The organism is Halococcus hamelinensis 100A6 (assembly GCF_000336675.1).
GTDB lineage: Archaea > Halobacteriota > Halobacteria > Halobacteriales > Halococcaceae > Halococcus > Halococcus hamelinensis.
This window is the reverse complement of record NZ_AOMB01000037.1, coordinates 39,086-62,886: the sequence shown is the minus strand read 5'-3', so window position 1 is coordinate 62,886 and position 23,801 is coordinate 39,086. Positions and strand designations below refer to the sequence as shown.

The window sequence follows — 23,801 nt, the reverse complement described above, 5'->3', positions numbered from 1 at the left end:
TACTCGTGCGCGTCGAGGAGTTCTCGCCCATCGCAGAGCGCGCCCGTTTCGTCGATGACCCAGTATTCGGCCTCTAGTCCTATCTTCATACATACTCTCCCAACCCCCGCAGAACTGAGTTGTATACCTCTTATGAGTAAGAAACGATTGTATAGGATACCTGGACATCCATGCATCGGTCGTAACAGGTGTTCGGATGAGATGCGCAGAAGGGTTCAGAGATCCCTGTCATTTATAGAATAAGAAACACATCATCAATGGGAATGAGTAGGGGGTTCAAACGACGGTGTCCAAAAGGTACCGGTTTAGGTATAATCTACTCGCTAATCGGAATCGGTTATCTCTGGGCTGAGGTCTACACTACTGATTAGTACTATTTGTGAGATTCACTGCTGAACACACCCTCTAAGTCTTGGATATCAATTGGTAATAATATCAGTAGACAGATGGTTGTTTCATCAGGTTAGGTAAGAGCCATCGAAGTTAGAGTTCGTACTCAATTGCCCAGTGGTGAAGGTGGGCGAACACGGGGAACAGCGATTCCGCATTCTCTGTCGGTGTGTATTCCACGCGAGGAGGGACTTCGTTGTAGGCCTCACGGTCGAGCAGCCCTGCTTCTGTCAAGTCCTGTAATCGTGTCGAGAGTGTGTTCGGCGCGACGTCGAGTTCGGTTTCGAGGTCGCTGAATCGGAGCGGTCCCTCGGCGAATGCGAACGCACTGAGAACCGCCATCGTGTGGGTTTTCCCGAGAAGGTCGAGCAATTCTGCGACCGTCTGACTGATGCGTTTCTGCTCCTCGGCGCCGAATGATTCACGAAGCGCACTCGCTTCCTCACGGGACAACCCCGCGCTCAAATCAGGAACGTCCGCCTGCTCGCTCGGTCCTGTCATGAGTATTTGACTGTCGTTACTTGTGTATTTGTATCTTTGGTCATTGAGCATCTCAGAGTCCAATACTTCGAAACTTCGAAGTTGCAAGTATATACGCTCTGAGATGGTATTTCGCGTATGCGAATCGCAGTACTCGGTGCGACCGGACGAACCGGTCAACCACTCGTTGAGCAGGCAGTCGAACGTGGACACGAGGTGGTTGGCTTCATCCGGGATGCAATCGGTCTCTCACCCATACTTCGGAATGAGGACCAGGTCAGTATAACCGAAGGTGATGCATACACTGGTGAGGGCGTCGAACGCGCTATCGCTGGCGACGGCGACCCCGTCGATGCCGTCGTCAGCGTCCTCGCGCAAAACTCCGATGGGCCAGACGACCTGCTAACAGAAGCTGGCCGACGCATGCTCGCGGCGATGGATCAACACGGTGTCGAGCGGTTCGTGACGCTGGTCGGTGCGGGTGTCCGGGAGGATGGAGAATCGGTGACTCTCGGCGGACGGATGATGGGTACACTGTTGAAACTGCTAGCACGTACAGTGCTCGAAGACGCTCGCAATCAGGTCGAACTAGTCAAAGATAGCGACACTCGATGGACGGTCGTGCGTGGGCCGCGTCTCACTGAAGACGCCCATACGGGCGAGTTCCACCACGGGACGGACCTCTCGCTAGGCATGCGCGACACCGCCGCGCGGGCGAACGTCGCCGAGTTCATCCTCAACTGTCTTGAAGACGACCTGTACGTCCACGAGATGCCAAAGATCGCAGACACATGATGAGCTCCGTATACACTACTTCCCGATCACCTTCTGTACCGGTGCGAGGCGGGCTTGCTGTCGTGATCGCTGTGCTCGCTAACGTAGTACTCGTGCTTGGCGTGGACGCTCTCGGTATCGCTCCCGCGTTCCGTGCGTTGACTATCCCGCCCGTTGCGTTCCTGTCGGCACTCGGGGCAGGTGGGGCAACAGTCGTCTACTGGCTTCTCGGTCGGTTCGTCAGTGATGCTGATCGGACGTTCGTGCGGGTGGCCGTTGGCGTGTTACTCCTTTCTCTCGTTCCCGACCTTGCGTTGCTCGCAATCGATCCAGCTGCGACCCTGCTTGCCGTTATCGTCCTCATGGCGATGCATGTGGTCGTCGCAGCGGTGTCGCTTTGGGTGCTCGTCTATTGGAGGGCCGAACAGTGACGGTGTCGATACTCGTCACTGGGGCGACCGGAACTGTCGGTCAACATGTTGCCGCCGCCCTTTCAGACCGTGACGTCGCCATCACGATCGGGGTTCGTGACCCCGAAACGGTCTCGAAAGAAATCGCTGACGCTGGGGAAGTGATCAAGTTCGACTTCACGAAGCCAGAAACCTGGGGTCGTGCACTGACAGATGTCGATGGCGTCTTCCTCGTTCGACCGTCGGTCGTGGACAAATCGAAGATTGGCTCGTTTGTCGAGGCTGCGGACCGTGTGGGTGTCGGCCATATCGCCTACCTTTCGGCGATCGGTGCAGAGAAGAACGTCTTCATCCCTCACCACTGGATCGAGAACCGAATCGTGGCGACAGATATGGAATACACGTTACTGCGAGCGTCGTTTTTCATGCAGAACCTCCTCGAAGTCCATTGCCGAGATATCGTCGAACACGGCGAGATCTTCGTGCCAGCTGGGGACGGGAAGACCAGTTTCGTGGACGCGCGGGACATCGGTGAAGCAGCAGCAATCGTGTTGACCGAGTCCGGACATGTGAATCGAGCCTACGATCTCACAGGACCCGAAGTGGTGGACTATGCGGAGGTCGCCACCATCTTCAGCGACGTTCTAGATCGATTCATTAGTTATCCAAACCCATCCCTGTTAGCGTTCGGACGACGGATGCGCCGTCGAGGGAAACCTCTGGGATTCATTGCACTCATGTGTGGCATATATACCACAGCACGCCTCGGATTAGCTGCCCGCGTGACCGACGACAGCCGGAAACTCCTCGGTCGACGGCCTCGGAGAATGAGAACGTTCGTCGAAGACCACGCAGACGACTTTCGTGTCGACTACCGAGGCAGAGAATCGGGACGGTGACTTTTTTGGCTCTGTGGATTAGCCGTCGGCGGATGTGGTCTCTCCGTCCGCCGCGAGGTCGTCGAGCGTCGCGAGCAACTCGTCGATGCTGGGACGGTCGAACGTCGAGTCACTGCTGTACGTGTAGACGACCTCGAGGTTGGCCTCACTTCCGTTCCGGTCAAGGATCACAACTTGTGGCATCCGGCCCAGGAAGTCCGACAGGGCGCCGAGCAGGCTGAAGCGCACTGGCTGGTCGTAGGCGTCACCGACAGAGGCGTCTGCGTCCGCGAGCAGCGGGTACGGCAGGTCATACTCCGCCTGCCACTGCTCAACGCGGTCCAACGGCTCCGGCACGACCGAGACTGGTTCTGCGTCCCGGGCTCTGAACGCTTCGACCCGGTCGGCGATTTCCTGTACCTGGTTCCGGCAGTTCGTACAGTAGTGATCTCGCTGGAAGAACAGGACTGCGAACCGGGTCTCCGGCGGGAGGTGGGCAACGGAGAACGGGTCTGGCCCCGCAGCCGCGTTTGGTAGCGAAAACTCCGGGGCAGTTGTGTCCATTACTTCCATCATCGGACTCCAGGCTCTTGGCTGCTGCCCTCGCGACCGGGGAACAGGACGACTGTCCAGTTCAGTCGAACCGCTCGCTCACGTCGGATTTGGTCTCGTGGACGACTTGTCGTTCGGCGCGGCGCATCGCGCGGACCACCTCGTCAGTGTAGTCGAGCGAGACAGCCGGCAGCCGACCGGTTAGCGGACTAGAGAGTACGTCAGCGGGGTCGATACGCACCTCGAAGGCGAACGTGTCGCGGTGGCGCCGCAAGGGGCCGGTGAACGGGACGACCGTTTCTACCAGCGAACGTACACTTTCCTGGTCGAGCGCGCCCTTGACGGCCGGCCAGAACTCGTCTTCCGGCCGCTCGACGATGGGTTCGACCCCGTCGCCGAGTCGCTGGAGGCGGTCGAGGACGTCCTCAACGACAGCGCGGCGCCGCTCGGACGGCAAGTCGCGGTCCAGCGCCTGCATCATGCTGTCGTATTCGAGCAGATCCTTCTCGAACGCCCCGACGGGACGGTCGCTCTCGACGGCTGTGAGGACGACGCGGAACTGTTCGACTGAGTGCCGGCGGTACGCTTCCAGTTCCGGTTCGACGACGTGCCGTTCCAGCGCGTCGGCGTGGCGCCGGAGGTGGTCAACGACCGCGCCGCCTGGGCCGAGCCCTGTCCCACGGAGCGCTTGCTCTACGCTGAACTCCCGGCGGGTCGCTTCGGCCGTCCGGTCGACGAACATTTGGAATCCATCGACTGCCGCCGCTCGTGTCATCTACAGGATAGTCCGGAGCGAGCAGTATTGAACCTTACCGACAGAGCTACCGGCGCCGCGGCCACAACGGCACTCATGACGATCTCGTCCGTCCGCTTACGAGTCGTCAACCGGCTGCCACGGCTGTGGGCACTGTGGGCGGCAAGTCGACCGAGTCAGGTCGCGCTGGTTGTCCTCGTCTACCTGCTCGGGGCCGGTATGTCGACCGCCGGACCACCGCTGGTCGCTGGGGCTGCGACCGCGGCGACACCAGCGGACGTGACCGCTCCAGCGTTCGCGTCGCGTGTCCTTGCCGGCACGGTCGCGTTGCTGCCGGTCGCGGTAACGATCCACTACGCGAACGAGTACGCGGACGCGGACACGGACGCGCTGACCGAACGCACACCGTTTTCGGGCGGAAGCGGGGCGCTCGCACGTACAGGACTGACGCGGTTGTTCCTCCGGGGGGCGACCGTCGCCGCTCTCTCGCTCTCAGCCATCGTGATCGCGGTCGTCGCCGGGACCAGTCGGGTGCCGCCTGCGGCGGTGGGCTTGCTCGTTGCAATATTGCTTGCCGGGCTGGCGTACTCGCTGTCGCCCGTGGCGCTGGTCAGGCGCGGTGCCGGGGAATTCGTCAATACGGCGCTGGGGGGTGTTCTGCTCCCGGTCTACGGGATCGCGGTCGTGGCGACGCCGACCGGTGCCGCCGTGCTCGCGACTGTCCCGTTTGCGGCGGTGGTCGGCTGCAACCTTCTGGCGACTCACTGGCCCGACCGTCGTGCAGACGAGCGGGTCGGCAAGCGGACGCTGGCCGTCCGATGGTCGCCCGTGGGGATCCGGCGGGCGTACGTCGCGCTTGCCGGAATCGCCGGGCTGACCACCGCGGCGCTGTGGGCCGGCGGCGTCCTCCCGACGACTGTCGCCGCGGCCCACCTCTCCGCGTTCCCCTTTCTCGTCTGGGGTCGAACCACGCTCACGCGACAGCGGAGCCCCCTCCCGTCGGTTCTGGCGATGGTCGTGCTCGCGCTCGTCGTCACGGTCGCCTGGTGGAACGTCGGAGTTGGCCTCTGAGCGAGTCCGCGCAACCCGCTCTCTCGTTGCGGACGATGGGAGATCGATCCGGCGACGACGACCGAGAGACGGACACGGACCCAGACATTCCGGGACCTTCCCCCGTGGATGACGATAGCGACTTTGATCTGGCGTCGTCGGCGCCGACGGAGTTAGCCCGTGGGCTGCTCGAACGGGTCCGCCGCAAGGAGCGCACCGAACAGTTCCGTCAGTCGCTGGCCGATCTGAACGAGCCGTCGCTCTCGGCAGTGCGGACGGAGCGGCAGACGGCGCTGGCCTTCTGGTTGAACGTCTACAACGCGGCGGTCCAGCTCCTGCTCGATCGACGGCCCGCCCTGTTCGAGTCCCGGTGGCGATTCTTCCGGGCTCCGGCGGTCACGGTCGCCGGCGTCGAGTTGAGCCTAGACGACATCGAGCTCGGGATCCTTCGGGGGCGCAAGTCGAAGTATGGGCTGGGATATCTCCCTCGGCTCGGCCGGACGGGCCTGTCCGCGGCGTACCGCCTCGATGCCGACCCGCGGATCCACTTCGCGCTCAACTGTGGGGCGGTAAGCTGTCCGGCCGTACTCGCCTACACCCCCGAGACCGTCGACGAAACGCTGGACAACGCGACTGAGACCTATCTGAACGGGACCGTCGAGTACGACGCCGACCGAGACCGCGTGACGCTCCCGCGGGTCTGCCTGTGGTTCGTCGGCGACTTCGGTGGACGGTCCGGGCTCCGCTCGTTCCTCCGTGAGTTCGGGCAGATTCCGACCGACGCGACACCGTCGCTCCGCTTCCATGAGTACAACTGGCGTAAGGCGCCCCGAAAGTTCGCCGACCGTCGCCGGCAAGGTTGACACCGCGCGAAGAGCCCGCGACTACGTTGAACCGTCTCCCTGAAGTCATACTCACGGGGCGTAAAACGCGTCCCGCCCGTGAGCGTCTTGCCAGGTGAACGCGAACAGCCGCCGCGCCGGGTTTCGCTTGAGCTGTCGGCCATCGGCGCTCTCACCCGTGGCGCCGTTCCAGGTCGTCCCGTCGGCGCGGGTTGGAACGTTGTATATACCCTCCACACCGGGGCCTCACCCAGGAGTGATAGCTCTCCACGGCTCACAAGCCTACGTTCTCCACGAACTGAGTCAACTATTGGCCACACACGGATACGCGACAGTTGCGCTGAAATACTTCGATGGACCTGGACTCCCATACTATCTCGAGGACATCCCGCTCGAATACTTCGCGAAGGCGATCCGATGGCTCACGGGGAAGGAACAAGTCCAGAGCACCGGCATCGGGCTTGTTGGCTTCTCGCGCGGAGTGGAAGCCGCTTTGCTTGCAGCAGTTGATTACGAGGGGCCTGCGACAGTTATTGGCTACTCAGGGGGCGGCCTCATTGCACCGGGAGTGCGGGGGATACCACCACGAGAATATCTCGACAAAGCTGCATGGACACGCAACGGGACGCCGATCGTGCAAGGTAACCGAGTTCGAAGGGTGTTCGAGACAGTCCAAGAGCAGGTGTATCAACACCGATGCAATGTTGAATCCACCCCCAATTCGGTTCGCTCGAAGGTTCCGCAACGAATGCTCGAAGATACCCTCATCCCAGTAGAAGAGATTGATGGGCCTGTCTTGTTGCTCACCGGGTCAGACGATCAGCAATGGCCGTCACCCCCGGTGGCGGCCCTTGCTATCGACCGACTACAACGTCGAAATCACTCGTCGCCGTACGGTCTTCGCACGTTTTGTAAATCCGGACATATCTTTCCATATCCCTATCGCGACTATACGGGAGAGCCAACAAACGATGTAAATGGTGGTACACCGGCCGCAAACGCGCGTGCGGCAGCCACTTCTTGGCCACTCGTAGCCCGGTTTTTAGGGCTCACATCTCAGAATCAAGTCTAGGCCAACATATCTTGCAGTAGCTCAACGCTCAATAGCAGCTTCGGTCGAATCCTGGATGTATCGCTCACAATTGTCGTCGGTCGCTCTGACCATCGTGCGAATAATGTTGGCTCTGTGGGCGAACTCGCGTTTACTCGCCCCCTTGCCAAGTTCTTTGAAGATCGCCGCCTCACCAAGCTTGGTCACAAAGAAGACGCTCTCTCACATCAAACGCTGGCGACGCTGAGTGCCATTGACCCGCATGTTATGAGTGTAGTTGACAGACTGGAAGATACGAGCCACGCTTACTCATCCTTTGCTCTCTAACCGTGAACAGCCGGTTTCAGTTTTCTCGAAATCCCTTGAGTGGCATTCCTTCAGAGATACTGATGGACGAAGTCTCGGTGTTCGGCCGCACGTTCGTCGCGCTCAGAGGGCGTAGCATCCTGGTGCCAAAGAGGGAGGCACGCCATAGCATCGATACGACACGTGAGTCGGTATACCTCCATTTGTTTGAGGGTAGCATCATCAAACGACCACTCTGGCCGTCTTTCGGCGTAACTACGTCGAAGCGTTTGACGCAGCTCGTTAGTTCTCTCCGACGAGTCGACGTCAGGCGTGAGCAGCAGTGATTCTGTGTTCGCGAGGTTGTAGGCGGGAGGGGCTGAGCTAAAGATTCCCCAGTCGAGGACAGCCTGTGTTCGGCCTGTTGTTGGTTCAACGAGGAGATTCCCATAACGATAGTCTTCATGGCTGTATGTCGAGGACTCAGGAGTCGGAAGTTCCGGAATCGTCTCTTGAAGGTACTGTCGGAGGGGCGGGACAAGGTCTGCAAAACGGGTTTTATCATCGGCGAGATCTACAAAATGGCCTCCGCTTGCGAGACTATCTAAATTGTCTTCGTAGGATGCCAGCAAGCGTCCGTGAAACGACTCGTACGATGGGAATTCGTCAGTATCCAGTATAGCGAGCTCTCCGTCGACGACACCGATTCTGCCGGATTTAGGGAGCGGCCCAAGAGTATGGAGCTCCGCGAGATTCTGGCCTGCCTCACGAAAGATCTCCATGCGCGCAGTTTTTGGGAGGTCGCGAATCCGACCCTCGTAGTTCTCTCCCTCAACGTGAGACATCAGGTAAAACGGCGTGGGATACTCGTCGTGATCATCACCGTAGCCAAATACAGTCGGAACTGGTATCGAGGTTTCTCTCCCGATAAATTCGAGAATACATGGCTCTGCGAGGGCCGTCTCCGAGGAAACGTGATCGGCCGTTGTTGCTTTGAGAACCGTGGTTATGGGTCCGTCCGGCGTTTGAACATCGACGCTGGCTACGAAGTCGGTGCCGTTGGCTGCCCGAGTCACAGCCTCTACGCTCCACGATGGCTGGAGCAACTGAACCATCTCGGCAACGATCTCATTGCTAATGTCTGTATCGAGTGACGAGCCAGCACTCACACCCTACGCTGCGGAAGGGTCATACAAGAAATAACCGCTGTGAGGACTCTCGCCGATTACTATCCACTGAGATACCTCTCTACATCGATCTTCGACGGCCACTACCGGCCAGTAGTCTCATTCGAATAGACGACGCGTGTGAGCATAGTCGGGTGTGATTCGGTCATTACATACCATATCGGCAAGAGATCATCTATTGTATGACTGGTTCGCTCACTATACTCGGGTATTCGGATCTCGAAGGGATTTACGACGAACCGGAATCAATTGCTCGACTTGGTAGCTTTCTTCTGTCGCAACGAGATGACGAGACACTCGTAGTTGGTGCTGGTGACAATACCGCTCTCGGGGTCGCAGCGACCGTTTCACACAACAAGCAGGGAATCGAACTGCCAACTCGTTCCGGACGTGCGATCGCTGCCCCGTTCTATCGGATCATTGAGCCGGACATCGAGACGTTCGGGAATCATGACCTCGACCACGGACCTACTAATGGGAAAGCCCTGGTTCGTGATCTCCCCACCGGCTGGACGTGTGGAAACCTCCATGATGATGACGGGTTGTTCGGGGCTGAGGAAGGTGTTCAGTCCACACGTATATTTGAGACGGGTGCAGGCCGTGTTGGTGTCTTTGGCGTGACAACCACCCAGATCCCGGAAATTACGCCGAACGCATCCACTCTCCAAGCCACTGACCCAATCGATGCCGCACAAAAGGCTGCCGCTGACCTTCGTGAACAGGTCGACTACGTGATCGGAGTTTCCCACTGTGGGCGTGATGACCCAGAGATAGCAGCCGCCGCTGATGCTGATATCGTGGTCGGAGGCCACCGCCACAAGCAGTATGCTGGAAAACACGACGGAACACTACTCGTTCGAACGGGAGGAACCGGTATTGTAGAAGCGACCACCGAGGGCGAATACACGTTCCATGACTCGATAGAGATACCACCTCATCAGACTCTACTCAATACCTACACTCGGGTTCGAGAAGCGCTCGGGCTCGACGATTCCATCGCTCAGGTCGACGAGCCAATTATCCGCGATAGAGAGACGCTTACGGCAGGTGAATCGAGACTCGGGAACTTCGTCGCTGATGCATATCGAGCAGCAACTGACGCTGATGTAGGCGTAATGCATGCCAGTTCCCTTCGGTCAGGTGCTCCGCTTGGGGGTAATGTCTCTGCTGGGGACGTGATTTCTGTGTCACCATTCGGTAACCGATTAACGACGCTTTCTGTATCTGGAGCTGCGTTGCGAGAAGCCTTCGTCGTTGCTTGTCCCTCAGCTACCGATGATCGATGGCATCTGTCCGTCTCTGGTGCATCAATCGTCTGGGATGATACGACGAACACATTCCAAGAGATCCGTATCAACGACGAACCACTCTCCGAGGAGCGCGAGTACACTCTAGCGATTCAGAAATACTTCGTCGTCGCTAATGCGATGTCAACACTGACGGAAGGAGATGTAGTATCTTATCACGGTTTGCAGTATGATAATCTCGTCACCCACGCAAATAATGGAGGACTCGCAGTCGGTATTGAAGATCGAATTATCCGGAGGAAGGAATGACGATCTCCTTCAGCTGCCGTTGCTAACCAGTGTGTAGCTGGGAAAGCATACTCCCCTATGAACATGAATTACGATGTCCAAAAGGCACTAACAAGGTACATGAAACGGATTAGGTGAGGAGAGAGTGATAGACAAGTATGCCTAAACTACGACGCTGGGAACTGATCTATCCGCTGTACATGGTCGTGTTTTTTCTGGTCATTGGATATACGGATCTGACCGCCCAGTATCCGCTTCTTCAGGAGGCTGGGTACGCTGGGCTGTTTCTCAGTAGCGTTGGATTTCTTTGGACGTTCTATCTACGGGAGCGCCTGACAGAACGAGATTCTATCTGAGCCTTACCATGAGGCTCCAGCGGCGGACCGGCTGTAGAACGAGGAATAGGGTGCCTATCACTCCAGAGATGATCACCCCCAGAACACCTCCAGCATAGCCAGGGTGACCGAGGTATGTAAGGTAATAGAGTTCGGTTACTGAGAGCAGAAGGAACACGATTGCAGCGACAAAATCTAGTCTATTCATTTCTGTTGGTCGGTACTGAGTGGTTGACCTACCTCCATCGTAAAATGTTGTGCTGCTCTGGCTCGGTGGACTTTCAGGTATGTATCGCGTCGTGTCACAGGTTGGCTGTCCTTACGCGAATGTTGACCTTTCGCGGCGGGTGAGAGATAGGTGAAGGATTCATGAGGTGGGTGAGGGTTATATGGGTTCTGTAGGGGTAGCTGGGAGCATCATGAGTAAATTGCTGTACATTCGAGGACGGTGTTCGTTGGTCAGTGTACACTCGGCCGCCGGGAGAGTGGAGGAACATGATCAGTAGAACTCGTATTCGGATGGTTTGTTTGCTCTATTTCATTACCTGGGTCGTCCTGGACAGCTATACAAGCATTTTCCAGCAGTATTCGACATTCGGTGCTTTGGCTGATCTTGGATTCGTAGTCATCACAGTCGGTATACTCTGGACAGGGTGGGTTGGTTGTCGCGAATGGTGGGCAGGAAGCGCTAGCGAATAGAAGGAATGTCGTAGTTGTCCCCTGACTACGACATCTTGTTTTCTGTGCCCATTCTTATATGGTATCGGTTAGATTGGGTACAAGATAATGGATGCTTTTTCTGATGGCTGGCAAAAAGAGAGTTGGGTGAAGATCCTTCTGATAGTCTGTATCGTGGCTTTGCTCACCTTAGCTGGGTGTTCAGCGGATACGCTCACGGAACCATCTAACCAAGGTGGTCCAGTTCATCTTAATGTGACAAATGGGGCGAACGTCACACAAACGTTTGAGGTGTCTGTTGTTGAGCTGCCAGCGAATATGTCGCTCGTGACTCCCGATGGTCAGGTCGGACGTGGCGATATAGGTCCTGGCTTGAGTACATATGATCCCGGCGTTCGGCATGTGTACTCAAGGGTAAAACTCCCTAATTCGGCTCGGCTTCATGGTCAGTATACGCTGAATCCGAGTGAGACAAATGTGAGCAATATCAGTACCTCGTCTACAAATTTCGCAGTGGTTGTTACTGTTCGCCGTAGTGATGGTATTGTCTCACTGGTGACGGCCACCTGTGGGGGTGACTTGACATATGTGGAGGTGGCCAGTCGCTACTCCGGGTCTGGCTCGGTCTATGACTGTAACGAAGGTCTGTTCTAAGACGTGGGCTTACAGATTCTATGACCTGTCTGTTCTTTCTTTGACGTGAGGTGGTAAGCTATATATGGCGACCTTGAGAGCGTGGATGTAACTCAAGAAAGTGAGCCGATGTCCGGGAGAAGGCCCCGGACAACCGCGTGCATTCCCAGCCCTCAGCTAGGAACATGATGGCAACACCACGAATGAATATCTTATTGAACTAGTTGGCAGTTACCAGCTATGTATATGGACCAAGACCGAGCCGATTCTCGCTGCTATCGGTGTTTTCATCGTGCTAGTTCTCTATATTCAGCTCACGCCACCTGACGCCTCACTCGTCTTTGCCGGACTAAATGTTCTCCTTGTGCTCGGAATACTCGCCTGTCTGTTCATGGATATACGAGCGATCCGCCACTCCTCGATGTCTTGGAATCCGAGTTGGGTCTACTACATTCTCGGGTCATTTTTCTTCCCGATCCTGTTTCTCTACATCTATCGCCGTTGGCGGCGCGTTGGACTGTTCTGATATCGGAAATCGACTCTAGGACTTGCAATAGTTAGTCCTATTGCGCTCGTGCTGATGGCGGTTTTCAAGCTGGGGTACTTTATAAGAGAAATAACTCTAGCAGCATTCTTGACGGTTGTCCAGTCTTTGATCTCGTCGGCAGCGTGGTTCGTGAAGGTCAACAGGAGGAGATCGTCAGGTTCGACGCCATTCTGATCAAGAATATTCGCGTATCGTCTGGTGACGGTGAACGTCTTGCCCGTGCCGGTGCCCGCATTGACGAGGTACGTGCCCTCGGTTGCGTCGATCAGTTTCTACTGCTGGTCGTTAGCGCTCTCATTTGAGCCTGGTTTGTGCACCTACCGCTCTTTGCGATACATATAGAGCGAGAGCGGTGCGAACACGACGACGATTAACGCAGAAGCGATGAGCACCCATGTCACATCCATCAAGGCCACATTCCCATGCATGAGACCCCGAGAGGCGTCGGTGAGATGCGTGACGGGATTCACACTGACCACGGTCTGGAGCCACGACGGCATAGTTGCCGGGTTGACAAAGATATTGCTCACGAATGTCAGCGGGAAGAGCACGAGAAAGCTCGCCGTCATGACGGACTCTGGGGTATCAACGAGCAACCCTGCGAGAACCCAGATCCATGAGACACTGAATGCGAAGATGAGGACGAGTGCGAGCGCTAGGACTACTCCTATAATTCCGGCTCTGGGACGGAAACCCAGAACGACACCGAGTCCAACGACCATGACTGCCGCCATCGAGTAGCGAAGCACGTCGCCAAGGAGTGCTCCGACTAGTGGCGCAGGCTGCCAGATTGGGAGTGACTGGAAGCGGTCGAACAGGCCCTTGTCGATATCCGTGTTGAGCCCGACGCCTGTGTAGACGGTAATGAAGACGATGGATTGAACGAGGATACCCGGCAGCAGGAACTGGATGTACTGCTGTGGTGATCCGGCGAGAGCGCCCCCGAACAAGAACGTAAATAGCAACGTGAACATCAGCGGGAATGCCGTGACATCAAGAAGTTGAAACGGCACGTGCTTGATTTTCAGGAGTGCTCTCCACCCAAGGGCAAGTGAGGCGGAGATTGGGCTTGGACGAGACGGCCGTTCGATTTGCGAGAGGACATCGTCGAGATCGTCCTCGACGATATTGTTTGAGGGAGTGGTCTCGCTGCTCATGTGGCCACCTCTTCAGTTGTATCCTCGGCGGGTTGACCGGTGAGTGCGAGGAAAACCTCATCAAGGCTCGCCTGCCCAAGCGAAAATTCGGCGACGCTCACACCAGCATCCGAGAGTGCTGTCAGCACCGCTACTGGCTCCTCATCGTGTGGAACGCTCGCCGAAAGGGTATCTCGGTCAGATCCATGGTAGACAGCCTCTCCGAAGTGGTCCCGTAGGATGGCTTCAGCCTCTTCTCGACGTTCCGGGTCCTGAAGCTGAACAGTGAGAGTACTCGCACCTACGGCGGCCTTCAGTTCGCGGCTTGTCCCCTCTGCAATGACATGGCCGTTGTCGATGACGGCGAGTCGGTCAGCGAGACGATCTGCCTCATCAAGGTACTGCGTGGTGAGAAGAACAGTGGTTCCCTCGGCGGCGATAGCTCGAATGATGACCCAGACTTGGTTTCGACTTCGGGGGTCAAGTCCCGTTGTTGGCTCGTCTAAAAAGAGTACCTCGGGCGTAACAACTAGGCTCGCGGCGACATCGAGTCGACGCCGCATACCACCGGAGTATGTTCGTACTTGGCGCGTAGCAGCCTCCTCAAGACCGAAGGCAGCGAGTAGTTCGTCGGCACGCTCCTTTGCAGCGCGCCAGGAAAACCCGAGTAGACGTCCCACGAGGACGAGATTCTCTCGTCCAGTGAGGTCCTCATCAACTGATGCATACTGACCTGTGAGACTCACTTTTGCACGGACTTCGGCTGCGTCCTCGACGACGTCGTATCCAAGGATAGTCGCCGTACCGGTGGTTGGGCGGAGCAGCGTGGTGAGTATTCGGATTATCGTGGTCTTGCCAGCACCATTGGGGCCCAAAAGCCCATACACTGAACCCCGAGGTATCCGAAGATCGACGCCGTCCACGGCGTTCGTTTCTCCGAATGACTTTTTGAGACCATTGGTCTCGATGGCGAAAGTCGAGTCGTCGGTCCTTCCGAAAGGTAACTTGCCATTCTCAGTCACCGATGGCGATGAATTGACAGACTCTATCTCCACCGAAGCCGTGTCTTCTGAGTTCAAGGTTCCTCTAATATCGGCAGTCCGTTGCAGCGATTGGGATTCGTTCATGCGCTTGATTCTCCATTGCCAGCTCGTGGTCGATCGCTTGCGGGTCGACGCGCTGTTTCGGTTCCGTCTGAGTGCGTTCTGTTGATACCCCGAATGCAGATTGCAGTCTGCGGATTCTCGACATGCTTATCGGTAATCATTGCTCCAGATTCCTCGAATTGTTTAGGCCTTTTTAGACGATAAACTTGAGCTGTATGCAGGGTGAAAGTGAACGATTGAGGGAATAGAATTGCTTGTCTTAGGCCTTCGTGGCATTTATTCGCAGTGCGAAGGAGTTGGACTTCGGACGCGAACTCTGTCCAAGAGATCCCTGTTCCGATGATGTCAGAACTATCCTTTTGAACAAACAGTCTTTACTGGTTTGCAAGCGGCAGTACTGCAACTCGACCTCAGGACTTAAATTTGGACTCGTTCGACTTCTAACCGTGGTAGAGGTCGTTCTTCGGCGAAACTGTGTACTCCTTCGTCGCTCGGATTTTGAAAAGCCGAAGGGGAGATTTGAACCCCCGACAAGCTCCTTACAAGGGAGCTGCTCTGGCCAAGCTGAGCTACTTCGGCCCGCTGTTTGCAATTAAACCGTCCCTGAATCAGTAAAAAGCCGTGGGTCACTCTGTATCGTCCTCGATACGTTTCATGTCTGCCTCACTCAAATCAGTCTAGTCTGCCGGCTCCCGTTAAGTGCTGACCAGTGCTCTCCGACCCATGGACTTCCCCCAACAGATGGATCGCCCTCCTTAGCGAGCAAACGATACTCGCTGATTGCTGGTTGACTCGAGCCGCTGCGGACGGTCACAAGGATTATTACCTGATATCAGAATAGAGGGCATCGATTCAATGTTTGGTTCGTCATGAACTCTATAGAGGTGATGCCATGGTGGTACGGCACCTGAAGTAGGTCTACGTTCACGAACCGACCAATTTGGTTCTCTCCAGTTCCACCGACCGCGGTGAACCATCGGACCAGTTGGCCAGGAGTCGTACTCCTCGATGGCTTTTGTCGTAGTCCTCTGGTCCTCATTTCATTCCCTACTCCCAACCGGGCGGTTAAACAACTAAACTCGGCAGGGTTGAAAGGGAATATAGTCTCGGTGAAGGATTACGATGTCCAAAAGGTACCTCTTTCCAACCTTTGACGCTCCGGGAAATCGCTCCGAGCGTACNACCTATTCAAAGACTTTCTCACAAGTGAGACACTCATAGTCCGGGTTTTCACCCGGTTCAGCGCCGACCGTCTGAACATTGTTCGCCCCCACAATTCGGACAAGTAACATTACTGGTCGTTGGCGGCAACGGACACATACTCAGGTGTGTGCTCTCGGCTTGTTGATAACTACTCTGTTCCACTGTGTTCGAGCTAATCTAGTGTTCGTTGGTTGAATGTGGCCGCCTCAGACTGGCAGAACTATTACCCCAGACACGCCACAATATACAGGAGCACACTGATGGCAAGCATTCATGATGTGGCGATGACCGTTCACACGATCTTCGCCGCGATCTGGACAGGTGGAACATTAGTGATCGCTGGTGCTGTTATCCCAGCAGCTCGTAACGAATTGCTGAGCATCGATGGCTTGACCCTTATCGCACGGCGATTCTGGTATCTCACAGTTGGTTCAGTTCTCCTGTTGATGTTTAGCGGGGGACATCTCGCAGGAACACTCTATACCGTCGAAACACTCCAGTCAAGCAGCCGGGGAAATCTCGTACTACTAATGGTTGGATTATGGTTTGTCCTTGCAGTTGTACTCTTCTTCGGCTTCCGTCGACTCACCAGTAGTAAGCCGGGACAATCAGCAGTGGTGGCTGCAACGAAGGCACGCCCATGGTTTCTTGGAGGGAGTGTGGTTGCAATCGCACTGCTCATTATCGCTGGCCTCCTGTAGCTCAGAGCAAATTCGTTAGCAGGTAACCCATTCTTGGGAAAATAGGCCACGCAAGAAGTTTTCCCATAGTCTTCACGTTGATCGCAAGAAACGACTTACTCAGCGGGGGTGCAGAGGGATTCCATCTTGGTAACGAGCTTCTGTGTTCGGGAGTAGAGAGCGCCAACGTTCTCATCAAGTTCATCGTACCCGTAGTCGGCTTGTTGGCGAAGTTCCGAGAGTTGGCTGAAGAATCGACCATCGTCCCGAGAAGCGTCACCGACGGCGATAACCTCTGAGCCGAAGAGTGAAAGAACTCCTCCATGAGATGAGGGGTCGAATTCACGGGCATAGAGAACGGCCTGAACGGAGTGAAACGCGGCATAATAGAGTCGGTTTATCACTGCCGCGTCTGAGAGCTCAGCATCTTGAGCTTTGGCAGCATCGTCGAGTGCCTGCTGGGCTTGCTGAATTTCTCGGTCGACAGCAGCGTCTCTGTCGTCATCAACCATACGACTGCCCCTCAGAGAGAACGTTCTGGATGAAGGGGTTCTGTTCCCGTTGATGGCGCTCGAATGCGGTCTCCGAGAGGATATGTAACTCGATTGCTGGGCCATATTCGAGCATCACATCGAGGGCGATATCGCGAAGCGATTCCTCAAGAGCACGCCGGTCGTTCTCCTCGACGACAACTAGGACATCAACATCACTCGATCGTCCGTGGGCTTCACCACGAACAGTTGAACCAAATACGTACAGATCGATTATGTCGGTGCCGTGTTTAGACCGTGCGCGTTTGCCAAAGGCCGCCGCTGCGTCCGTATGGGCGTCGGCAGATAGTGGCTTACGTGCGGCCTTCCCGCTCATCTCTGGAGGAACATAGGTGTTGAGGTCATTTATATTTGCTTTCCAGAGTGACTGACCGGGCGTGAGCTTCTGGGTAGAGGACTGAACCCGAAGGAGAGTCAGAGGTTACTCGTCCTTTGCTCTCCAACCATGAGTATATCTCTCCTCGGTTTTGCTGACATATCATAGCCGACACTTACAGATTGCTTGATGAAACTGACATTCGATTCATGAGGCTACTGATAGTCCTGCTAAATTCTAGCAGTCTACGTACTCTGTATCGTGACCTTTGCCGCAGTTTCCACAGGGTGGGAGGGTATCTGTTGAATCGTCCAGGTCAACCTCCCAATCACAGTTGGTGCAACAGTACGTCCCGACACCGGGTTTTTCACCCACATCGTACGTCATGATTGATCCAACTCTTCGATGCGGATACATCTGTTGTCCACCAACATTCCCTGACTTGCTTCCACAGTCCGGACAGTACATTGGATCGAGAAGGAGTCCCCCGTCTTACCAAACGCTATCTCTCACAATGCGCTAAATGTTTGGTAAGATGTTGAGGACAGGCAAAGTCGATGGCACATTATAGTCGCTGATTCTTTAAGTGCTTCTGGCGACAAGGTATAGATACGAGGGAGGAACGCACTGGTTTCTCGGTGGAGGATTACTGCACATAGCCATGCCTTTCAACTACGAGTAGCCAGTACTGGCTGCGTAATGACCGACGAGGATACTGGTCGGTATCTACTTCCAGCGGTTGAGGACCGCCACCCGGAACTGCTCAGCGAACGCGATATCTCGCCACTCAGCCAGCTTCCTGGAGATAGTACTGTTTCGCGAGCAGACCTCCAGCGCGACGAAACCGTCCGTCGATGGGGGCTCGTCACGCCGAGTGCGACGCGTATCGGTCGCGCGGACGCACCCGAGCACGACCTGAGTGAGAACGTTCGGCGGCTCCACGACGAGCGCCATCCCGCGATGGAGGGCTACAGCCGGCGTGCTCACCGGCTCGAAAAGCTCCGACTGACCCACGCTCTGTGTAGTAGTCTCGATCTCACCCCGTGGCAGCGCGACCGCGCCATCGGGACGATGGTCGATCTCGACCTCACCGCCTTCGGTAGTCAGCGTGCTATCCCCAAGGTCGCCCTCGTCGTGATCCGCCACGTCGTCGACCGCGAACGTGAGCATCATCTCGGTCTCCACGACGACGAGTGGATCGCCGATCAGTCCCCAGAGAAACTCGCAGCCCTCTACGACCAGTTCCGCTCCATCACCGATGAGGAATCGTTCACGAGCCTCTGCGAGAACCACGACCTCGACACGACCAGTCTCAATCGACTCCGTCGAACCCTCGTCGACCAACTCGACGAACGCGACCTCCACGATGCGGTCTACGGCCGCAATCCCTACCGTGACCCAAGTCTACCAAATACTGCGATTAGCTCCTTGGCCTGATTTGATATCTCGCCTTCGTCCACTACTATAATTTACAACGACCTAATTAGGCATTCAATAATCTCACGCCAGTTGAAGAGGTGTTGGAACAGTAACTAGACAGTACCCTAGTAACCAACTATTCAACCAAAATGAATGTAAAAACGGAGATTGGATTGTCCAAGATAAAGTATTAGTTCCTCTCCATCGCAGTCATTAGCAGTGAAAGAAGCTGAATTCGTTGTAGAGGTCAGACAAAGACTTGCTGACCTCTATGGTTCCGAACGCATCGGAGTGGGGCATTCACTCGCTGGTACAAGGCTCAGACCAGATTTAGTTGTCTATGAAACCACTGACCAGAATAATATATTTCTGGTTGTTGAGGTAAAATCTGGTAAGGAGAGTAATGAGCGGTTCCGAAGCGGACGAGAGGAGCTGTTTGAATACATCCGTGAGAGCGGGTCACAGTATGGAGCAGTGATAACACCAGCTCTTGACTACATTTTTAGCTTCAGTCCTTCTGATCAAGAACCGACAATTCTTCCTTCGTTCCCGGGAATCCAGACAAATAGCAGTAATCGGCCTCTTGACTCCGTTGTCGAAGTTAGATTCTTACTACGTCTATTGCTGGAAGACCTCGGAGCGCATGAGCAACACAGCTATGAGTCTAATTTGAAATCTGACGTTTTTCTGGCCCTCTTATACCAATTGACCGCCGAGAGAGACAGTGTTCAACTTGATCACTCTAACAACCTCGAGAATCAGTTGGTGCAACTTGAGGACCCTCTCAAGTCACATTATACCGCACTCGAGCCCGTCGACATAGTGCCACATGACTTAGAAACAGTTCGAACAACGCTCAGTTATTTCGGTAGTTTCGAGCTATCGAAGACATCTGCAGACGTAGCATCAGGATTTTTTGACGAACTTGCAGGTCACACGGAGCTCGGGGCTGAGCAGCTCTCGCGGAAAGTCTCTCGCCCTATGGTAGACTTTGCAGGAGTTGAACCAGAGGATCGAGTGCTTGACCCCGCTAGCGGTTTTGGAGTTCTATGCCGTGAGCTCGCTACTCGTGGGGCGAGTGCTACCGGTGTAGAAATCAACGAAACTGCTGTAATCATTGCGGCATTTCTTAACGAGCTCGGGCAACAAGATGACGCGATTGAGAGTGTCTGTGCTGACTTCTTTGAGTGGAGTTCGCAAAGTCAACCTGACTCAGACTCCAGTCTGGCTTTGGGATCGTACAGCACGGATAAGACATCGCATACCCATCGTGTCAACTCGGTCAGCCTATTCGACCGGATCGTCTTGAATCCCCCAATAGGTGAGCGAGTTTTTGCCGACCGTGTCCCTGAGTTTCACAGTTCAAGGAATCAAATTCGAATTGAGGAAGCGTTTGTGGCGCGTGCACTCTCTTTGCTAGATGACAATGGCACGCTGGTTGCCCTCATTCCAGAATACATTCTTGCGGGCGATCAATCGAAGGGGCTTCGGGATCATCTTCTTCAGCAAGCAACAATTGAGGCTATCATCACGTTTGGCGGTGCGGTGTTTTCTGATGTCAGCTTCCGGGGAGCTATCATTCGGATCCGCAACTCACGATCACCATCGCATCAAGCGATTGCAACAGCAGAGGTCTCTCCTGAGCCAGAGCACGACGGACCGAACGACATCGCCACTGCGATTGAGGTGGTTGATAGTGGACATGCGGACGTAATTGAAATTGACCCTAGAGAGGTCCGAACACTTCTCCCATCTCAGATACAGGGCGAGCGAGACGTTGTAGACGAACTCTATAGACAGTATGATGCTATCACAAAGTTAGGAGAGGTTGCGATAATTGAGTCAGGGACAACGAGGGAACCAGAACAAGCAGACTCCGGACTACCATACCTCGACACAACTCGTGACATTGAAATCGAAGATTTGTCTCTCCGTTCTCCCGATGACGTATCTACGATCGCAACTCCAACAGACGTTCTGATATCCGTTAAGGGTGGAGGCACGGTTGTCCGTCGAATCGATCGTGATGTCATCCCCTCCTCTCGGTGGGCTGTAGTCAAGTTTGACTCTGATCAGCGGGCGGACCTGTATCAGTCGTTCTTCGAATCAAAGTTAGGGAATGATATTTTGGAGGCAAATCGAACCGGGAGTGCGATAAGATACATCACGATAAGTGCATTACATAACCTTCCAGTACCGGATTTCTCAAAGGGGGTGTAAACATGGTGTTCGATACTTATACACCAAGTCAACTACTTGACGAACAAATCGAAGATACCAGGGAGATCGCAGAGACAATCATAATTGACGAACTAGAAGAGGGACCAATTAGAGAGGATTTTGAAAACGCATTTACTTCGGCTGTAGAACTCACACGCGCTTCAACAAGCAACAGTTCTGTCGGACAATCACTGTATTCGAACATAAAGCAAATTGTCGGAGCAAGTATCCGTCAGCAGGGATTCTACGATAAACTCGAATTCAAACCCGATAGACACAGTGACAACCTCGTGAACCTAGTTCGATGGTTCCGCCTATATGCAAGCGTCTATCTAGAAGAACAGATTGAATTTGAGGAAGAGTTCGCCCTTGGGTCATTCAAAAAGTACCGTGATGATCAAGAGCACGCTGGCGAGGAAGGACCACCAGTATCTCCTGGACAACCCGACCCAGTGTTAACGAGCATGCTGAATTTGATTTGGAAAGTCCTGGAGCAAATCTTGGAGGTTTGGTTGCGAATTCTGGAGATTGGGGATTTCACGCAGTTTATGAAAGGGGGTGAATTGCTTGGGGAGGAAGACCACGAAGTCGGGTTCATAGACGTCATTTACGATGATAGGATGGAAGGGAAAATAACGACATACTCAGAAGCGGAACTCGGATACCGGACGAAGTTCAAGGCACCTCTTGCCTTCTTCCCCTCGGAAGGAGATATCGTCAAAGTTCGCCCAGCCGAAAAACCAAGTAGCGACCCGGCAGAAGACGTTGAACTGTATGCTCCATGAGTACACATATTGTTCCGCACGGACGGGCGATTGAGCATATTCACCGTGGTCTCCGAGCGTTTGGGAGCGTCGAGACAGTGTATCTCCTCACAAGTGATGCCTTCCTTGATACAGGGAACGACTTAGCAACTGAGCTTGATCGGTTCGGATATGATGTCCATCGACGGACGATCAACGCCTTTGATCTTCGTGATGTAGTAGATCCAATTGTCGATATCGCAAAGAACAATCCCCAGGCAACGATGTATATCAACATTACTGGGGGAACCAACCTCGTCGCAGGAGGTGCGACATCATCATCTTTCTTTGTAGGTGCGACGCCGTATTATGTACTAGAACCTCAGACCGGTGAGGAACCGATTGATGATCTTGTGTTAGAACTTCCAACACCGAAACAGCCCCTTACCTTCGAGGTTGAGGGACTTCAACGAAATGTGTTAACGACTGTTGGTAGGTGGGACAAAGAAGGCCGTACAGGAGTTCTCTATCGAGATATCGGAGAAGAACTTAAAGAAGCAGCCCAAAAAATCAGCTACCATGTCAATAGATTGGATGAACAAGGCCTGCTAGAAACGGAAACCGATGGTCGGAGTAAACGGGTATACCTGACTGACATGGGTAGATTGTACCTTTCATGGACGCGCTAACCAATTATTGCTCTTATCATATCTGGGTGGTCAATGATATTCGTATTGATAACGACGACGCCTGATCAATTTATTGGGAAAGCTGAATTTAGAACCCGAGCAACAGGCTATTCAACTCTGAATCTCCGCATCTGAAACATCCAGTTTGTGCTGACACGGGAGTTATCCGAGTGATTTCACAATGGTGCATCGACACCTGTTGTGCGGTATCCAGTCATCCATTCGCCCTGGTGTTCCGTCGTACTTTTCGGCGTTCGTTCGCAGAATTTCCTGTAGCTCGAGGATTGAAACGGCCCCACCACGAGCCTCAATTTCTTCTGCAGTGGCCTCGCAAACAGGCGAACACCCCCGCTCGTCGTTAGGGACCAACCACTCAACGCCATTGATAAAGTCACGCTTGGCTTGGTCGTGAGCATCTGCAATGTTCCGGCGAGTTTGTACCCCGCCTAGTTCAGTCTCGATTTATCAGGGGTTTCGTCGTTCATTGATTGCTTTGTATTGTAGGTGAATTAGCTACCGATACCTGATCTCGAACGATGGAGTCTAATAACTTGGTTCATGGAGTCGCTCTTCATCCCTACCGACCCGCTTCATCGTTCCACAGATTGACGTGCAAACGTGGAGTGTAACGATATCCGTGCTCCATTGCCAGGTCAGCGACGTCCTCACGTTTCTTCGCAATCTGATTTTCAGTCTGCCCTTCTGGCATTAGCAGGATATCCTGATTCCGTACTCGAACGCTCGTTTGTTGGCGAACTCGTTCGACGAGATTAGTTATCTCATCGATATCAGTTGAGTCAGTAACGACAAATTTGAGCTGGAAGGGATAGTCTTCGATGAGACGTGTCAGCGCCGTCATATCAGTTCGTTGCTGCTCGTGCTTCTCGGCCCACTCACCATCGCCTTTGGGGTCCCTTGCTGGCGTAGGTATACTGCTGGCGAGTTTAGGACTAATGCTCGCAAGGCCGATCGACGTATCTCGGTATATCGTTCCGTTCGTTTCGACTGTGGTGTGATATCCCTCGCTGTCGAGAGCATTGATGAGTTTACCTAATTCATCGTGGATAAGAGGCTCTCCTCCGGTGACCACAATATGGGCTGCCTGACTATACGAGGATACCTCTTCGATGATGTCCTCAGCATCCATCCAGGCATGCGTCGGCTCCCAAGAGGTGTGGTAGGAATCACAGAACCAACAGCGGAGATTGCAGCCACTTGTTCGGACGAAGACGGATGGGACACCCGCAAGCTTCCCCTCTCCTTGTATCGAATAGAAGAGCTCGTTGATCGGAAAGCTCGCAGTTTCGGAGCTGTCCGGCGAACTCTCACTCACGTCGACCTCTGAATTCACAGGCAT

23 protein-coding genes and 1 tRNA gene are annotated in these 23,801 nt (G+C 54.6%); 12 read left to right on the top strand and 12 right to left on the bottom strand.

The genetic code is table 11. From position 1 onward, the window contains the following. Positions 1 to 483: 483 nt before the first annotated feature. Positions 484 to 891: a winged helix-turn-helix transcriptional regulator gene (locus C447_RS13430; protein ID WP_237713353.1), complete on the bottom strand. Its 408-nt coding sequence runs from the start codon at positions 889 to 891 to the stop codon at positions 484 to 486. Between the two features lie 117 nt (positions 892 to 1,008). On the opposite strand from C447_RS13430, the gene C447_RS13425 reads away from it, so the two are divergent. From C447_RS13425 to C447_RS13415, 3 genes are read left to right on the top strand one after another with little or no spacing between them, the layout of a single operon-like run. Then, on the top strand, positions 1,009 to 1,665 hold the full coding sequence (locus C447_RS13425) for an NAD(P)-dependent oxidoreductase (RefSeq protein ID WP_029601834.1): 657 nt from the start codon (positions 1,009 to 1,011) through the stop codon (positions 1,663 to 1,665). Further along, positions 1,662 to 2,075, top strand: a complete 414-nt coding sequence (locus tag C447_RS13420) for a DUF6069 family protein (protein ID WP_338034871.1) — start codon at positions 1,662 to 1,664, stop codon at positions 2,073 to 2,075. The genes C447_RS13425 and C447_RS13420 overlap by 4 nt, the downstream gene beginning before the upstream one ends. Further along, positions 2,072 to 2,953 (top strand): SDR family oxidoreductase, encoded by an 882-nt coding sequence (locus tag C447_RS13415; RefSeq protein ID WP_007694810.1) that lies wholly within the window; start codon positions 2,072 to 2,074, stop codon positions 2,951 to 2,953. Before C447_RS13420 ends, C447_RS13415 begins: the two co-directional genes overlap by 4 nt. Before the next feature lie 18 nt (positions 2,954 to 2,971). On the opposite strand, the gene C447_RS13410 is transcribed toward C447_RS13415, so the two are convergent. Together C447_RS13410 and C447_RS13405 are read right to left on the bottom strand one after the other, a co-directional pair. Beyond that, the gene (locus tag C447_RS13410) at positions 2,972 to 3,496 is read right to left on the bottom strand and encodes a peroxiredoxin family protein (protein ID WP_007694809.1); all 525 of its coding nucleotides are present in this window, start codon (positions 3,494 to 3,496) and stop codon (positions 2,972 to 2,974) included. Between the two features lie 70 nt (positions 3,497 to 3,566). Then, complete coding sequence (locus tag C447_RS13405; protein WP_007694807.1) at positions 3,567 to 4,226, bottom strand: hypothetical protein; 660 nt, start codon at positions 4,224 to 4,226, stop codon at positions 3,567 to 3,569. Positions 4,227 to 4,334: 108 nt separating this feature from the next. Between C447_RS13405 and C447_RS13400 the strand changes: the two genes are divergently transcribed. From C447_RS13400 to C447_RS18990, 3 genes are all read left to right on the top strand, one after another. Next, positions 4,335 to 5,309, top strand: a complete 975-nt coding sequence (locus C447_RS13400; protein WP_007694805.1) for a prenyltransferase — start codon at positions 4,335 to 4,337, stop codon at positions 5,307 to 5,309. Positions 5,310 to 5,413: 104 nt separating this feature from the next. After that, the gene (locus C447_RS13395) at positions 5,414 to 6,151 is read left to right on the top strand and encodes a DUF547 domain-containing protein (RefSeq protein ID WP_007694804.1); all 738 of its coding nucleotides are present in this window, start codon (positions 5,414 to 5,416) and stop codon (positions 6,149 to 6,151) included. Positions 6,152 to 6,245: 94 nt separating this feature from the next. Further along, the gene (locus C447_RS18990; protein ID WP_152416170.1) at positions 6,246 to 7,202 is read left to right on the top strand and encodes an acyl-CoA thioester hydrolase/BAAT C-terminal domain-containing protein; all 957 of its coding nucleotides are present in this window, start codon (positions 6,246 to 6,248) and stop codon (positions 7,200 to 7,202) included. A 356-nt stretch (positions 7,203 to 7,558) separates the two neighbouring features. Here C447_RS18990 and C447_RS13390 read toward each other — a convergent pair whose 3' ends face one another. After that, positions 7,559 to 8,635, bottom strand: a complete 1,077-nt coding sequence (locus tag C447_RS13390; RefSeq protein ID WP_237713356.1) for a phosphotransferase family protein — start codon at positions 8,633 to 8,635, stop codon at positions 7,559 to 7,561. 200 nt (positions 8,636 to 8,835) lie between these two features. Between C447_RS13390 and C447_RS17430 the strand changes: the two genes are divergently transcribed. Next, the gene (locus C447_RS17430) at positions 8,836 to 10,209 is read left to right on the top strand and encodes a bifunctional metallophosphatase/5'-nucleotidase (RefSeq protein WP_007694800.1); all 1,374 of its coding nucleotides are present in this window, start codon (positions 8,836 to 8,838) and stop codon (positions 10,207 to 10,209) included. 2,117 nt (positions 10,210 to 12,326) lie between these two features. Here C447_RS17430 and C447_RS18820 read toward each other — a convergent pair. The 4 genes from C447_RS18820 to C447_RS13365 form a co-directional block, all read right to left on the bottom strand. Then, positions 12,327 to 12,650: a UvrD-helicase domain-containing protein gene (locus C447_RS18820; protein WP_272942156.1), complete on the bottom strand. Its 324-nt coding sequence runs from the start codon at positions 12,648 to 12,650 to the stop codon at positions 12,327 to 12,329. Between the two features lie 48 nt (positions 12,651 to 12,698). Continuing rightward, positions 12,699 to 13,538 carry an ABC transporter permease gene (locus tag C447_RS13375; protein WP_007694796.1) on the bottom strand — a complete coding sequence of 280 codons (840 nt, stop codon included), beginning with the start codon at positions 13,536 to 13,538 and terminating at the stop codon, positions 12,699 to 12,701. After that, positions 13,535 to 14,644, bottom strand: a complete 1,110-nt coding sequence (locus C447_RS13370) for an ATP-binding cassette domain-containing protein (protein ID WP_079255038.1) — start codon at positions 14,642 to 14,644, stop codon at positions 13,535 to 13,537. The genes C447_RS13375 and C447_RS13370 overlap by 4 nt, the downstream gene beginning before the upstream one ends. Before the next feature lie 483 nt (positions 14,645 to 15,127). Beyond that, positions 15,128 to 15,202, bottom strand: a tRNA-Thr gene (locus C447_RS13365). An 884-nt stretch (positions 15,203 to 16,086) separates the two neighbouring features. Between C447_RS13365 and C447_RS17420 the strand changes: the two genes are divergently transcribed. Continuing rightward, positions 16,087 to 16,527 carry a hypothetical protein gene (locus tag C447_RS17420; protein ID WP_007694788.1) on the top strand — a complete coding sequence of 147 codons (441 nt, stop codon included), beginning with the start codon at positions 16,087 to 16,089 and terminating at the stop codon, positions 16,525 to 16,527. 95 nt (positions 16,528 to 16,622) lie between these two features. Here the strand turns inward: C447_RS17420 and C447_RS13360 are convergent, their stop codons facing one another. The 3 genes from C447_RS13360 to C447_RS18985 all read right to left on the bottom strand — a co-directional run bounded on the left by C447_RS13360 (position 16,623) and on the right by C447_RS18985 (position 17,760). Then, positions 16,623 to 17,018 (bottom strand): HEPN domain-containing protein, encoded by a 396-nt coding sequence (locus C447_RS13360; RefSeq protein ID WP_007694787.1) that lies wholly within the window; start codon positions 17,016 to 17,018, stop codon positions 16,623 to 16,625. Continuing rightward, positions 17,011 to 17,373: a nucleotidyltransferase domain-containing protein gene (locus C447_RS13355; protein ID WP_010612281.1), complete on the bottom strand. Its 363-nt coding sequence runs from the start codon at positions 17,371 to 17,373 to the stop codon at positions 17,011 to 17,013. Before C447_RS13355 ends, C447_RS13360 begins: the two co-directional genes overlap by 8 nt. A 237-nt stretch (positions 17,374 to 17,610) precedes the next feature. Further along, entirely contained in the window at positions 17,611 to 17,760 is a 150-nt protein-coding gene (locus C447_RS18985; RefSeq protein ID WP_007694785.1) for a zinc ribbon-containing protein, read from the bottom strand. 312 nt (positions 17,761 to 18,072) lie between these two features. Here C447_RS18985 and C447_RS18665 point away from each other — a divergent pair, with 312 nt between their 5' ends. The 4 genes from C447_RS18665 (at position 18,073) to C447_RS17405 (ending at position 22,444) form a co-directional block, all read left to right on the top strand. Further along, entirely contained in the window at positions 18,073 to 18,810 is a 738-nt protein-coding gene (locus C447_RS18665) for a hypothetical protein (RefSeq protein WP_010612280.1), read from the top strand. 201 nt (positions 18,811 to 19,011) lie between these two features. Then, positions 19,012 to 21,012: an Eco57I restriction-modification methylase domain-containing protein gene (locus tag C447_RS17770; protein WP_152416168.1), complete on the top strand. Its 2,001-nt coding sequence runs from the start codon at positions 19,012 to 19,014 to the stop codon at positions 21,010 to 21,012. Positions 21,013 to 21,014: 2 nt separating this feature from the next. Next, positions 21,015 to 21,797 carry a hypothetical protein gene (locus C447_RS17765; RefSeq protein ID WP_152416167.1) on the top strand — a complete coding sequence of 261 codons (783 nt, stop codon included), beginning with the start codon at positions 21,015 to 21,017 and terminating at the stop codon, positions 21,795 to 21,797. Beyond that, complete coding sequence (locus tag C447_RS17405; protein ID WP_080505390.1) at positions 21,794 to 22,444, top strand: HFX_2341 family transcriptional regulator domain-containing protein; 651 nt, start codon at positions 21,794 to 21,796, stop codon at positions 22,442 to 22,444. The genes C447_RS17765 and C447_RS17405 overlap by 4 nt, the downstream gene beginning before the upstream one ends. A 577-nt stretch (positions 22,445 to 23,021) precedes the next feature. Here the strand turns inward: C447_RS17405 and C447_RS13340 are convergent. Then, on the bottom strand, positions 23,022 to 23,801 hold the full coding sequence (locus C447_RS13340; RefSeq protein WP_029601874.1) for a 7-carboxy-7-deazaguanine synthase QueE: 780 nt from the start codon (positions 23,799 to 23,801) through the stop codon (positions 23,022 to 23,024).